Origin of the sequence: Nostoc favosum CHAB5714, from assembly GCF_020829495.1 — a bacterium.
Lineage (GTDB): Bacteria > Cyanobacteriota > Cyanobacteriia > Cyanobacteriales > Nostocaceae > Nostoc > Nostoc favosum.
The window spans coordinates 188,608-201,598 of the sequence record NZ_JAIVFQ010000001.1; the positions used below are offsets into that span (position 1 = coordinate 188,608).

At 43.5% G+C, this 12,991-nt stretch carries 13 protein-coding genes; 8 read left to right on the plus strand and 5 right to left on the minus strand.

The features are described 5' to 3' along the window. Window positions 1-694 precede the first annotated feature (694 nt). Window positions 695-3,100, minus strand: coding sequence for a GH116 family glycosyl hydrolase (locus LC586_RS00835; RefSeq protein WP_229482512.1), 2,406 nt, complete (start codon window positions 3,098-3,100; stop codon window positions 695-697). Window positions 3,101-3,284: 184 nt separating this feature from the next. Here LC586_RS00835 and LC586_RS00840 point away from each other — a divergent pair, with 184 nt between their 5' ends. From LC586_RS00840 to LC586_RS00870, 8 genes are all read left to right on the plus strand, one after another. Continuing rightward, on the plus strand, window positions 3,285-3,575 hold the full coding sequence (locus LC586_RS00840) for a type II toxin-antitoxin system Phd/YefM family antitoxin (RefSeq protein WP_229482513.1): 291 nt from the start codon (window positions 3,285-3,287) through the stop codon (window positions 3,573-3,575). After that, complete coding sequence (locus LC586_RS41040; RefSeq protein ID WP_306423217.1) at window positions 3,559-3,717, plus strand: type II toxin-antitoxin system RelE/ParE family toxin; 159 nt, start codon at window positions 3,559-3,561, stop codon at window positions 3,715-3,717. Before LC586_RS00840 ends, LC586_RS41040 begins: the two co-directional genes overlap by 17 nt. Beyond that, a complete protein-coding gene (locus tag LC586_RS41045; RefSeq protein WP_306423218.1) occupies window positions 3,708-3,893 on the plus strand; it encodes a hypothetical protein in 186 nt (61 codons plus the stop codon). Before LC586_RS41040 ends, LC586_RS41045 begins: the two co-directional genes overlap by 10 nt. 153 nt (window positions 3,894-4,046) lie before the next feature. Beyond that, entirely contained in the window at window positions 4,047-4,520 is a 474-nt protein-coding gene (locus tag LC586_RS00850) for a hypothetical protein (protein WP_229482514.1), read from the plus strand. 783 nt (window positions 4,521-5,303) lie between these two features. Then, window positions 5,304-5,549 (plus strand): DUF1902 domain-containing protein, encoded by a 246-nt coding sequence (locus LC586_RS00855; protein WP_229482628.1) that lies wholly within the window; start codon window positions 5,304-5,306, stop codon window positions 5,547-5,549. 33 nt (window positions 5,550-5,582) lie between these two features. Next, entirely contained in the window at window positions 5,583-5,723 is a 141-nt protein-coding gene (locus tag LC586_RS00860) for a type II toxin-antitoxin system HicA family toxin (RefSeq protein ID WP_229482515.1), read from the plus strand. Between the two features lie 165 nt (window positions 5,724-5,888). Next, the gene (locus LC586_RS00865) at window positions 5,889-8,897 is read left to right on the plus strand and encodes a UPF0182 family protein (RefSeq protein ID WP_229482516.1); all 3,009 of its coding nucleotides are present in this window, start codon (window positions 5,889-5,891) and stop codon (window positions 8,895-8,897) included. A gap of 160 nt (window positions 8,898-9,057) precedes the next feature. Then, window positions 9,058-9,240, plus strand: coding sequence for a hypothetical protein (locus LC586_RS00870; RefSeq protein WP_229482517.1), 183 nt, complete (start codon window positions 9,058-9,060; stop codon window positions 9,238-9,240). 56 nt (window positions 9,241-9,296) lie between these two features. Here LC586_RS00870 and LC586_RS00875 read toward each other — a convergent pair whose 3' ends face one another. The 4 genes from LC586_RS00875 to LC586_RS00890 all read right to left on the minus strand — a co-directional run bounded on the left by LC586_RS00875 (window position 9,297) and on the right by LC586_RS00890 (window position 12,866). Beyond that, window positions 9,297-9,764, minus strand: a complete 468-nt coding sequence (locus tag LC586_RS00875; RefSeq protein ID WP_229482518.1) for a hypothetical protein — start codon at window positions 9,762-9,764, stop codon at window positions 9,297-9,299. A gap of 103 nt (window positions 9,765-9,867) precedes the next feature. Beyond that, window positions 9,868-10,170, minus strand: coding sequence for a hypothetical protein (locus tag LC586_RS00880; RefSeq protein ID WP_229482519.1), 303 nt, complete (start codon window positions 10,168-10,170; stop codon window positions 9,868-9,870). A gap of 416 nt (window positions 10,171-10,586) precedes the next feature. Further along, on the minus strand, window positions 10,587-11,990 hold the full coding sequence (locus tag LC586_RS00885; RefSeq protein ID WP_229482520.1) for a glycoside hydrolase 100 family protein: 1,404 nt from the start codon (window positions 11,988-11,990) through the stop codon (window positions 10,587-10,589). Between the two features lie 66 nt (window positions 11,991-12,056). Next, window positions 12,057-12,866, minus strand: coding sequence for an SDR family oxidoreductase (locus LC586_RS00890; protein WP_229482521.1), 810 nt, complete (start codon window positions 12,864-12,866; stop codon window positions 12,057-12,059). Window positions 12,867-12,991 lie beyond the last annotated feature (125 nt).

Genomic DNA, 12,991 nt, shown 5'->3' on the forward strand with positions numbered 1-12,991 from the left:
TAAAGTTGAGATTATGGATGCTGTGGCAGTTGGGCTAAATGCTAGTCAAAACTACCAATGTTTATGAGTTCGCGATCGGTGCCTTGCTCAACACGAATACCTCGGTCTAAAACAAAGATATAGTTGGCATAGAGTAGTCTTGAATTCTCAATGCTCAACTCTTACCATTACTAAAATTTTCCTTCGCTTCCGGAAACACTCGGAAAATAAAATCACAAATCTAGACTCTGCTTTCTCAGAGAAAGACAGGCTAAATTTAGCAACGCATATACCATAAGTAGGTAGGCAGAAATAATTAGAATATAGTCTAGGGTGTATTACGGCTTTTAGCAGCTACTGAAAACCTAAAAACTTAAGCTAAATCTAGTTTCCAGCCTCTAGCTGGAAATGCTCCTCATTGGGTACTTGCTGCAAATATAGCGTTTCCCAAGCAACTGAGGTACACCAAAATCTTGTTTATCAAGGTTAGTAGCTTTGAAAACATACATCACCAGGTCGGGAACCGCTATAAAAGCTAATACGGTTCAGTTAAGGTTACAACTCTTTCAAAGTCAATTTTTTTAACGAACCGCAGAGGCGCAGAGAACACAGAGAAAATGCTTAACCCGAGCGTATTGCTATAAAAGCTTGCTCTAGATTGGCTTTCACCTTGAGTTGACACGCATGATAGCTGTGCGCTTGTATGTGTGTTTTATCAATTAATAACTAAGTAAATTCCCCAAATTGCCATTGCCCGTAAGTAAGTGCTAGCGCGGAAAGTACCAGCTGCGGTGATAGCTTCAGGGGTGCGGAATTGCAGCCCATTGTCATAAATTTGCTGCACCACAGCTTGCGTCAACCTAAACGCTTCATCTTTCATTCCCATTTGCACGAGAAAAGCCGCCAGGCCAAAGTTTATCCCTGTCCAGACTTCTAGGGGATGAGTCGCTTTGGGGTTTTCTGGTGAACCGTCAGGACGAACACCATTAGCAGCACCAAACTCACCATTGCAGAATTTTAAAAAGCACGCATCATAAACAGTTTTTAGGGCAGAGAGAGCGCGATCGCTCGGTACAATATCTGGTAAGTCCAGCAGACGAGCGTAGAATTGTCCGCATAATTGATCCGCCATCACCACATCGGAACCACTTTCACTATCAAGTTTGTAATATTGCCCATTCCAGAGTTTTTCTTGGTAGATAGGAAGAGATTGTTGTAACCAAGTTTCATAAGTGGATTTTTGAACCGCCAACTCTGCTGTGTCACCTGTCTGGTAAGTTAATAAAATATCGCTAATTGCGATCGCAGCCTCTAGCGCTGCTAACCACAACCCACCACAATAGGCGCTGACACCCTGTAACCGCCAATCATCAAAGGTTTGATCAGGCGCACCGGAATTTTCGGGAATCCCATCGCCATCAATGTCAAAAGTTTTCAGGTAGTCGAGGGTTTGAACGATCGCACTCCAGCAATCTGCCAAGAATTCTACATCGTCAGCACCTGTGAGCAAAAAATCACGGTATACTTGCAAGACAAAATCACTACCCAAATCTTTCCATAGATTGCAGTCTTGATAGCTGGTGTAGTTGGTTTTCTCCCATACGTGTTCATTCGGTGCGCCTAAATCGTGGGGTGTTGCACCTACTACTTTGCGAACTGCAATTGGGCTTTCTGCTTTAATTGTCATGTAATAGCCAATTATTCGGGGTGTATCATCACCTTGAGGAATCGCCCGTGCAAATGCCCGCATTACCGACTTTTCTAATTCTGGAAACAGCATCAGTAGGGCAAAAGAGCCGTATAATCGCACATCTAGACTTTCATACCAACGGTAATCTAGGCACTCCAGCACTGCAAACTGACCGATGGGGTCAAGTTCTGATGCTGCACTCCAGAGAGTACCGCCGCTAGTGAGGTCGTAAAGCTCATTAAATAGAGCCATTTTAAACCAGTCGGGTAAATCTTCTCGGTCGAGAATCGGTTTTTGCCAACTTTGAATTTGCGATCGCCAGCTTTGGTATTCTTGTAGGGCAGTAGATGCGATCGCCCAGGCGTTGTTTCCACTTTTACCAAAAAAATCTGTATATCTGCGGTAATAGTTAACTCCGGCGGCAAATTCTGTGATTGGCAAATCCCAAGCGAGGACAAAGGGGATTTCGAGAGTTTCGCCTGGTTGGAGAGTGAAACGGAGTGCCATCGCAGCTCCTAATTGTGTATTCTCTATTGCTGTTGTATCTAAATAATTAGGCAAAGAACCATCTTTAGTAAAGCTTTGCCACACCTCATCACCCGTTCCTTCAGGATTCCATCGGCTGTGGTGAAATACTTCCACCTGGGGATGCTTCAGTGTCGCAATACACCAAGTTCCGTCACCTTCTTGCAAAGGTTCATCACTACCAACCCGACCTAAAACACAGCCAAACTTTTGTGTGTTTTCAATTATCTGGTTGTAGTTTCCTTGACTTTCGCCCCAGCGTGGTTGGTATTCGTAAACCGGACTACCATCATCGCGCACCCGCAGTTGAGGGGATTTTAGAGCGTTTGTAAACCAGCCCACCATATTTTGCCAAGTCAGCATGATGCTGAGAGTAATCGGTGCATCTGTGGGGTTGTGGGCATTCCAGAGGAATATTGCCACAGGGTAGCTAGTTTCTTGATAATTACCTGCCCAGATTGGGGAAAACTGCTCACAAGTCAACTGTGCTTGAAATACATTTTCATACACAAACCAGCTACGTGGATATAGCACATGATAATTGCCCGTTCCCTTTGTGGCGGGAAGTGTCGGATACCATTGCCAAGCTTTGAGAGTGCCATCATCGGGCGCTTGGGTAGACAAAGCGTAGGCTTGGGAAGATGTGCTATTGGACTCAAACACACTGAATTGACAAGCGGGAACGTTTTTGAAGGTATGCTCACCGCCGTCGATGTGCCACAGGTTAAAATCTCCCCGTGAAGAACGACCGATGCAACCTGCACCAAAGCCACCTAAAGGCATACCATGCCAAGGGCCATCATCGATATTACTTGCGTAGCGGACAGTATAAGGTTTGTCCCAACCTAAGCCGATAGGACGGCTCCAAGTGCAAGAGGGAATTTTCGGAGAGAGTTGATTTGTCATCGCCTAATGTTACAGCGTGCGGTTACGTCAATGAAGACTAACGCGATGTGCGATTTTTCTCAAGTAAAACGCAGTAAGGGTGTAACAATGAACAATATTGTGACCTGACTATACAAATTTATATTAGACAAAAGCTTTTTAGATAGCATTAAATTAAGTGCAAGTTTAATGCATAATAAACTCTATGCTAAATATTAGTCGAGACATCCATTCACTCTCTAGTTTTAAGCGCAATACCTTGGAATTCGTACAGCAGATGAAGCAGACAGGCAAACCTGTAGTGCTGACAATTAATGGTAAGACCGAACTTGTGGTTCAAGATGCAGAATCTTACCAAAAACTGCTGGATGCATTGGAAAGATTAGAAGCGATCGCCTCAATTAAGCAGGGACTTGAAGATGTAGAGGCTGGTAGAACCAGTACCCTTAGCGAATTTGAGCAAGAAATGCAGCAAAAGTATGGCATTTCAAGTTAGGGTGACTCAGACTGCAAAAGCTGAAATTGATACTGCTTACTCTTGGTTGAGACAGCGTAACCCAGTTTATGCGGATAAATGGTTTCGGGAGTTGATGGATACTATTGCGACTCTGCAAGAAAAGCCTCTACGTTGCCTCTAGCTCCAGAAAATGATGCACTTACTGAAGAAATCCGTCAACTTATTTACGCTAAGTCAAGAAATAAGTACCGAATTTTGTTCGCTATTCGGGAAGATACTGTTTTTGTGCTTCATGTACGTCATAGCTCGCAAGCTCCACTGATAGGCGAGGAAGTTGACGAGGAAGAAGAATTTTAATTGTTAAAAGCGTGGCGTAGCCTCTCGTACAGAAGCGGCTTGTCGTAGACATCGCTCACCCTTTGAACTTGGTAATCTTTATTGGTCGCATTGAAATTCAAATTGTATATGTGGGCACTCTAAAGTTAAGCAACATATTGGAGACTAATTTCTATGTCCACAGCCCCAATTAGTGCAACACTAGCGCAATCAGAAAGAGATGCTGTGTTGCAAGCGATCGCCACAATAAAAGAAAAACTACCATTTTTGATTGATTTAAGTAACGAGGAGCGTAAAGCTTTACCCAAGATGGGAGATAAAAGCCGCGCATTTGTAAGCATTGCATTGGAGGTAGCGACACAGAACCCAGAGTTTTTACCGCGATCATTTGACCTCAATGAGATGCGGAAAGACGTACAATTATTTGAAGCTTTGTATCCAGTATTGCTGTCTTTGTCACAATTACAAGAGTTGCTGGATGATACTTCGCTAGCAGTGGGTAGTGAAGCTTATGCAGCTGCCTTGCAGGTGTATAATTATGCCAAAGCTAGTGGACAAGGCGCTGGTTTAGATGCAGTAGTTGAGGAAATGGGGCAAAGGTTCGCCCGTAAATCTCGGAAAGTCAAGCCTCAAGCAGCAGCATTGTAGAAAATAGCTCGGCGATGTCTACGACGGGCTACGCCTACGCACTTCTAAGGTGCAATGTTGAGGTTCAGAACTCGGATGTTGGAGTAAATTGCTCGGCGTTCCGAGTTCTGAACTCGAAGCTTCAACCTCGGAACATGGAATTTCGAGATAAGAACACGAAACTTTAAGCTATGAACAGCAACATCTGAGATACAAGAGTGAATGATGGAGAGTGGAAGGCGATGGTTTACTCTTTGAACTCGGAACTTCGACCTCTGAACTCGGAAGTTCGACCTTTGATCTCGAAACTTTATGCTCAGAACAGCAACATCTGAGATACAAGGGTGAATGATGGTGATTCAAGGGCGAATATTTTCCTTATTATTCCATCTTCACAAACTTGCAAACTAAAGCTACCACAAATATCTTGCGTAGGGGCACAACATTGTTGTGCCCTGATAGAACTGTTCACCGCAGCCAAGAATTTATTTGTAATTTTCCCTAAAAGAACTTTGATAGATAAAAAATGCGTTGCGTAGCCCGTTGTAGACATGACTTGGTATGTAATGGTACGTCTACGCTTATCCTGAGAACTCGGATATTCTAAACTATAACTAGATTGTTATACCAATTCTGTATGAAGATGCGCTAAACCATATATAAATACAAAAAAGAAAAAAGAAGTAAGAAAAACGAACCGCAAAGGACGCAAAGGACACAAAGAAAGAAAGAAAGAAAGAAAGAAAGAAAGAAGTTAGAAGGGTTTGGCGCAGCCTCACAAAGAAATGGTATTAGCACTCGATGATGGTACAAATCACATTTAAGGTTGAAGCATTTTGGGATTCAGACGCAGAAGTTTGGGTAGCAACTAGTGATGACGTACCTGGATTGGTAACAGAAGCTTCTACGATTGAGGTTCTGACGCAAAAGCTGCGAGAAATAATTCCAGAACTGATCATTCTCAACAAAATTGTCCCTCCTGACTATGTGGGTTCTATCACTTTTGAGTTAACCAGCCATCGACAAGAGTTCATTAAGGTGGCTTCATAGATGGGTGCGTCGTTTACTCCTGAGTTGAAAAAGATGCTTTCAGAAGTTGGGTGCTACTTTGAACGGCAAGGCAAAGGAGATCATGAAATCTGGTACAGTCCAATTACAGATCGTCGGTTTGTTGTAGACGGAACCGAACCATCAAGTCACGCCATACCGCTAACGAAGTTTTAAAACAAGCTGGACTTCCGAAAGCCTTTTAGGGAGGTAGCAAGTAGCAAGTAAGGAGGGTAGAACAGGAAAATAGACTTCTAATCAGCAAGCTTGAGGCTGGGAACTCGGAACTTCGTGCCTTGAACTGCAACAACCGAGTTCTAAGGATGAATGATGGTGAATCAAATGTATTGGAAATGGGGCTTTAGACTATTAATTGCATTCTTCGGGCTGTGGCTACTCCTGGATTTGAGTTCCCGCGTGGGAGCAGAGATTTTTTGGTTTCAGGAAGTCGGCTATCTCCAAGTATTTCTGTTGAGGCTAGTGACTCGTGGCGTTTTGTGGGTAGTGGTGGCTGGGATAACTGCCGCCTATCTATTGCTAAATCTGGCTCTAGCACAACGGCTAAAATATTCCCAGTCTTTGAAAATTGAGGAAGTCAGGCGTGAGGAAGCAGAACTCACCAGTGAATTAACAAATTTTCTCAGTCCTCATTATCCAAGACGCAACGAAGCCCGGATACTTGCGCCGCAACGCTTAAAAAAAATGAGATTGCGCGGGTTATTACCCCTAACTCTAGTACTGAGTTTGTTGATCGGGTTAATGCTGGCTCACTATAGTCAAATTGCTGTTTCTTACTGGCATTCTCCAGTTAATCAGGGTATTCTACCCATTCCCGGCCTATTCCGACCAGAGACAATCTGGCAACTATTGAGGCAGATTGTCTCTCAAGTCTGGTATCTCGGTTTAATTGTGGGAGTAGCGATCGCAATCTTAATCTATCCCCAATTTTTACTAACCGCGATCGCAGTTTTCTTCAGTCCGATTTTTGCGTTCATCATATTTCGACACTGGCCAAAGGTGTTGCAATATTTCCACCCCACCCTTTTCAACAGCACTGAGCCTTTATTTGGTAAAGATATCAGCTTTTACGTATTTTCTTTACCCTTTTGGGAACTGCTAGAACTCTGGCTGATGGGATTATGTTTGTATGGCTTCGTCGCCGTTACCCTCACTTATCTACTGTCGGCTGACAGTTTGAGTCAGGGGATTTTCCCTGGTTTTTCGCCCCAGCAGCAGCGTCATTTATTCGGTATGGGCGGCTTGTTGATGCTGGTAGTAGCTCTGAGTTACTGGCAAAGTCGCTATGAACTCGTGTATTCTAGCCGTGGAGTAAGTTATGGTGCTAGCTATACGGATGTGACAGCCCAGTTGCCAGCTTACACCGTCTTGTGCATCTTGGCAGTAGCGATCGCCTTTTACCTACTTTGGCGAACATTTTTCTGGAAACCCAAATCTCAGTATCGTCCCTTGGTATTTTACGGGTTAGGGGTTTATTTAGTAATAGTTGTAGCAGCTGATGTTGTTCTACCTGCTGTGGTGCAATATTTAATTGTTCAACCTAATGAGTTGCAACGAGAGCAACCCTACATTCAACGGACTATCGCCTTGACTCGCCAAGCATTTGATTTAGAGGCGATCGATTCTAGAAGCTTCAACCCACAAGGAAAACTGACTGAAGCTGATATTCAAAAGAATGACTTAACAATTCGCAATATTCGCCTGTGGGATGAGCGGCCACTATTAGAAACCAACCGTCAACTGCAACAAATTCGGCCCTACTATCAGTTCCCCGATGCCGATATTGACCGTTATACTCTCAAAACAGATGTAACTTCACGCCGGACAGCTGCTCCCCAAAAGCCACCAGAACCTAAGCAGGAACCAGTTGAACCAACAGAACGGCGGCAGGTACTGATTGCCGCACGAGAATTAGACTACACTGGCGTACCACAGGAAGCTCAAACATGGGTTAACCGCCATTTAATTTATACCCACGGTTTCGGGTTTACTGTTAGCCCAGTTAATACAGTTGGGGCGGGTGGGCTACCAGAATATTTTGTCAAAGATATTAGCGGTGATAGTAGCGCTCTGACAACTTCCAGTGCAGCCATTCGTGACAGTATTCCCATTGGGCAACCCCGGATTTATTACGGCGAGATTACTAATACCTACGTAATGACTGGCACAAGAGTTAGAGAGTTAGACTACCCCAGTGGTAGTGATAATGTTTACAACTCTTACGATGGTCTGGGTGGTGTTGAAATCGGTTCAGCGTGGCGACGCTGGTTATTTTCCATATATTTGAAAGATTGGCAGATGGTGCTGACGCGGGACTTTTTGCCAGATACAAGGGTGCTACTTCGGCGAAATATCAAGCAAAGAATTCAAGCGATCGCACCTTTCCTCAAATTTGACAGCGACCCTTATTTAGTGGCTGCTGCTGCTAATCAAGATTTACCAAGCAATCCCAGTTATCTTTACTGGATTGTTGATGCCTACACGACGAGCGATCGCTATCCTTACTCAGATACTGGTAGCGACGGGATCAACTACATTCGTAACTCGATCAAGGTAGTAATTGATGCCTACAACGGCAGTGTTAATTTTTATATTGCCGATCCAAGCGATCCGATTATTGCCACTTGGTCAAAAATATTTCCCAACACCTTCAAACCGCTCAGTGCCATGCCGGTTAGTCTCCGCAGTCATATCCGGTATCCGGTGGACTTTTTCAAAATTCAATCTCAGCGGTTGATGACCTACCACATGACCGACCCCCAGGTATTTTACAACCGGGAAGACCAGTGGCAGATTCCTAACGAAATCTATGGCAGTGAAACCCGTCCGGTAGAGCCGTACTATTTGATTACTAGTCTACCCACCGTAGCCTTTGAGGAATTTATTCTACTTCTACCCTATACTCCCCGACAGCGAACTAATTTAATCGCTTGGTTAGCGGCGCGATCGGATGGCGATAATTACGGTAAGTTATTTTTATATACTTTTCCCAAAGAAAGACTGGTTTACGGGACAGAGCAAATCGAGGCGCGGATTAACCAAGACCCAGTAATTTCCCAGCAAATTTCCCTGTGGAATCGCCAGGGGTCGAGAGCCATTCAAGGCAATCTATTAGTCATTCCCATTGAGGAATCGCTGCTGTATGTCGAGCCAATCTATTTAGAAGCCACACAGAATAGCTTGCCAACTTTGGTGCGGGTAGTCGTGGCTTACGAAAACCGGATTGTCATGGCACAAACATTAGAACAAGCCTTGCAGGCAATTTTTAAACCAGAAGCTACACCAGCCCCGGCGATTATCCGTCCCTTTGAAGAAGCAGCCCCGCCAGGTTAAAATAATTCGTAATTCGTAATTCGTAATTCGTAATTCGTATAAACTTAAGGTTGCCACATACTCACCCGAAAGGAAGTTTTTGCAAGATATCTATTAACAAAATTTATTGCAACAGACATAGTTTAATAGTTAAACATAATGTAATAGACACTAAAAGTTAATGGACATGGCACAAAGTAACCAACTAGAGATTCGCCACATTAGTCCTGAAGTGAGGCAGTTGATTAAAATGTACGCCGATGTTAATAACTGTACGCAGTCTGAGATGTTGGAACGCATTATTTTGGAGTGGAACGCCCAACAAAGCGAGAGCGAACGACCGCCAGGAGACGAAGATGAATAGCTTTCTTGGACAATCTCTGTCAGCTTCTAGCGAGAGGCTTCCATGAATTTGGCTCTTTAGTTGTAGAAAAACTTTCTAGAGATTGGGTCTTGTTTGAGGGATTGAATAAAATCCCTCAAAGTCATCATGCTGCCTGTTAAAGTGAATTTAGGAGTGCCATTTTGAGCAACGATTCTCACTTCACCATCTTGGATCTTAATCTTATTTTTAATACTATCCCATAGAGTCTCGAAGCTCTGATCATCATTGCAACCATTGGCTTCAAGGAATCTTTGGTGTACTTCTGTTTTTAGTACTAGTGCTTCTGCTGCTTGAGTCCGCGCCTCAAAGTGCTTAATTACATCTTCGTAAGCACTCTCCCTGAGAGTTTTGTTTTCAGCTTGAACTTGCTCTAATTGAGTTTTTATAGCTTGCAGTTGGGACGCTAAAGCAGCTGATTTATGGTATTCAAGTTTTAAGGCTTGCTTTGCATTGGCTAACAAAGTTTTATAATCTAGCTGATCTTGATTTTTTTCGGATTGCATTTTTATGTCTTGAGCAACAGATTTTCGGTGATCAACTCTCGTCAGTTATATGATAAAACTGGCGAGAGCTTAGTAAATATTCTGTGTGTTATCTGAGTATTCGTTATTTCACCAATAATGGTGTTTCTGAGTGAGGATTCTCCTGGATACTACTCAGACTAGAACTAATGTGGGAGCGGATAGCTCGTTCATAAACACTAGTCTGCTGAGTGCGTACCCCTACAGCCTGATATATTAAGTTTACATCTGGGAATTCAGACCAATACATTAAAAAAATGTCTTTAGCTGGAGTAATAATTTCATAATTATTCTCTTGTCTTTTCTTTCTAAGTTTACAATTATTTAGTTGCAATTTTTGTCTGAATAGTTTTTCAAATTCTGGAATTAAATCTGAAGTATTTTTCATGGTTCATACACGTTAAAACGTGTTAATTATGCAAAGACTATCTGGTGATATTACTAAGTATGACACTTCAGATACCTCTTACTATATAGTGTATCAGTTATCGGGTATTTGAGAAGGGGATTCAGACGCAGGGTAACTCGTTGGCTCAGGCTCTGGTAGAAAAGAGGCTGTGCGATCGCTGCGATCTGTTGATCAGGATTTTACCTAGCACAACTCTGGTATTTATTTACTTATACTTACTAACAGTTTCGCGTAGACCCATATTCCTAGGTCGAAGCAAGCTACGCATAGCGTCTGGTAGAGAAGCGCCTTGCCGTAAGGCATCGCTGTTTCAGTGTAGCTAGTTAGCAGAGACACCCTATATAATCACATAGCTAAATCATATTCTCTTTAGAGCCTTGCGGGGCAATCAGTATCTACAGACTACAGCCTGGGCCTTCAAGACCCTCTCCAAAGCTAATTAATTCCAAGTAATCAGGATTATCCAGCAGCTTTTTGGCTGCTAGCAATCCAGCAATGCTCCAAGTTTGATAAATTCTGGCTTCTTTGCCAATCAAACGACCATTGTTGCCATCGTAGTATTCCGGGAATTTATCCTTAAATAAACGCCTTTCGGCAATGGCTACAGCTGCTTGGGCAAGTTCTGTTCGACCTGCTTTTAGTGCTGCTGCGGTAAATAACCACAGCAAAACGGGCCAGTTACCGCCGTTGTGATAAGACCAAGCCCTGTTCTTAGAATCACATCCTGTAACAATTCTCCACTCTAAACCTTCCAAAGCGGGAAAGCAGATTTTAACAGGCATATAGCCGATCAAGTCTTGCCAACGTTGGGCAAATAAATTCATAATGCTTTGAGATTCTTTAACGCTTGCTAAGGAAGCTAAGATAGCCATCAGATTTCCCAGAGCAAAAAAGCGAAAATCGATCCGTCCCGGCCCCAGATTTCCTGCTAAATATCCTCCAGTTTCGGGCAACCACTCGGTCAACCAACTGGGAATTGATTCTGAGTTGATGTTGAATTTATTAACAATTTCTTTACCAAATTCGTTATCCTTGTAACGATAAATTTCCCCCAATCGCTTCAGGTCTAGCCAGTAATAGTTGCGGATATGATATTTCAAAGATCCCAATCGCCTATTGACTTTGCCAAGGTAGGTATCGCCATCCCCATCTGGTAAAAGCAATTCACTAGCAGCCCTGAGGGATGCATAGAATAACACCTGAATTTCTAGAGGATGTTCGTAGACTCCCATGCGACGGTCAATCATAAAGGCGCCATCGGGAACTAACATTGTTGGGTACATGGAAAAGCGATGTACCAAGCAAAGATCCAAAATTAACTTGATTCCTGCTTGAAAATCTGGCTGACGGGCTAGAGTCAAATCGCCTGTAGCTTTTTCATAGGCGCGTAGCAGGAGAATCCACCACATACAGGAATCAATTGGGGGAACGCGAGCGATCGCTAGTTCACCAAAATCAGCGACCAAAAATTCCTCATTCCCATTAGAATGTACTTTGAAACTTGCAGGCATTAATCCCGCTCCTGGTTCAAAGCAGTCTATCTGCTTTTCATGACTTTGTAATTTCAGTGTTTCTACTAAGAAGTTATGCACAATCTCTGCTTTGCCGTGCATGAGAAACACCAATGCAGAAGGGACAAAATCGCGGAGGAAGCACTGGTCATAATTGAGTGCATCTGACTCCCGATCGTGGGCGGCTACAGTCCCAATGGGTTTTCCCTGGTAATAGATTACCGACTTTTCCAACAATTCCCAGGCTTCTGCTTCCAGCAGACTGTTCTTATCGATCGCGCTAGTCATGGGCGTTTAATTCCACTAATGGTATGTATCGACTCAATTGTGGAAAGTACGCAAGCCTTACCTCACTCAAGCTGACCAAGATTCTCGGAAGTCAGCATACAGAGTCAATCCACCATCTACAAATAGCGTTTGTCCGGTGATGTAGGCGGCTTCATCCGAAGCTAAAAAAGCTACTGCGGCTGCCATCTCCTCAGAGGAGCCAGCACGCCCCATTGGGATGTGACTTTCCACGATCGCCTTTTTTTCAGGATCATCTATCCAGGCTTGATTTATTGGCGTGACTGTTGCTCCGGGGGCAATGGCGTTGACACGAATACGTTGCTTGGCATATTCCAATGCTAAAGTTTTGGTCAGGTTTTCCATACCACCTTTGCTAATGGAATAACTTATATACATCGGTCGCGGAATAATTTCGTGAACGCTGGAAATATTAATAATCACTCCCGGACGATTAACAGACAGGAGGTGTTTAATAGTTTCACGGGCGCAGAGATAAGCACCCCGGAGATTGACTGCAATTACCCGGTCAAAGTCTGCTGTGGTAACTTCGTGGGATGGACTTTCTGTTTGAATGCCAGCATTGTTAACTAGAATATCTAAACTGCCAAATTCCTTTACTACGGTGTTGACCATCTCAACAATGTCTGATTCTTGGGAGACATCTCCCTGAACCGGTAGCGACTTCACACCACAATTTTCGATATTTCCGCAGGCTTTTTGCAATGCCATCTCTTCCGTGTCTGCCGCAGCTTCGGGGTCTTTGCGATAATTGATGGCGATGTTGCACCCTTCTTGAGCGAGTCTGATAGCGATCGCCTGACCAATACCTGAAGTTGCACCTGTAATTAAAGCATTCTTTCCTTTTAACCCTATCATATTTCCTGCCTAAGCTGCCCTTACTTGAATTTGCACCAGTCAAAAAATTTTGGATTTTAGATTATTCTTTCATCCATCTAAACTTGCTGTTGTCAACCCCCAATAGAGGTAATTTAAAAATATAA

Excerpts from the sequence above, each read along its gene's own strand:
- LC586_RS00835 (WP_229482512.1), bottom strand. The coding sequence starts at position 3,100 with ATGACAAATCAACTCTCTCCGAAAATTCCCTCTTGCACTTGGAGCCGT.
- LC586_RS00840 (WP_229482513.1), top strand. The coding sequence starts at position 3,285 with ATGCTAAATATTAGTCGAGACATCCATTCACTCTCTAGTTTTAAGCGC.
- LC586_RS41040 (WP_306423217.1), top strand. The coding sequence starts at position 3,559 with ATGGCATTTCAAGTTAGGGTGACTCAGACTGCAAAAGCTGAAATTGAT.
- LC586_RS00850 (WP_229482514.1), top strand. The coding sequence starts at position 4,047 with ATGTCCACAGCCCCAATTAGTGCAACACTAGCGCAATCAGAAAGAGAT.
- LC586_RS00855 (WP_229482628.1), top strand. The coding sequence starts at position 5,304 with ATGGTACAAATCACATTTAAGGTTGAAGCATTTTGGGATTCAGACGCA.
- LC586_RS00860 (WP_229482515.1), top strand. The coding sequence starts at position 5,583 with ATGCTTTCAGAAGTTGGGTGCTACTTTGAACGGCAAGGCAAAGGAGAT.
- LC586_RS00865 (WP_229482516.1), top strand. The coding sequence starts at position 5,889 with ATGTATTGGAAATGGGGCTTTAGACTATTAATTGCATTCTTCGGGCTG.
- LC586_RS00870 (WP_229482517.1), top strand. The coding sequence starts at position 9,058 with ATGGACATGGCACAAAGTAACCAACTAGAGATTCGCCACATTAGTCCT.
- LC586_RS00875 (WP_229482518.1), bottom strand. The coding sequence starts at position 9,764 with ATGCAATCCGAAAAAAATCAAGATCAGCTAGATTATAAAACTTTGTTA.
- LC586_RS00880 (WP_229482519.1), bottom strand. The coding sequence starts at position 10,170 with ATGAAAAATACTTCAGATTTAATTCCAGAATTTGAAAAACTATTCAGA.
- LC586_RS00885 (WP_229482520.1), bottom strand. The coding sequence starts at position 11,990 with ATGACTAGCGCGATCGATAAGAACAGTCTGCTGGAAGCAGAAGCCTGG.
- LC586_RS00890 (WP_229482521.1), bottom strand. The coding sequence starts at position 12,866 with ATGATAGGGTTAAAAGGAAAGAATGCTTTAATTACAGGTGCAACTTCA.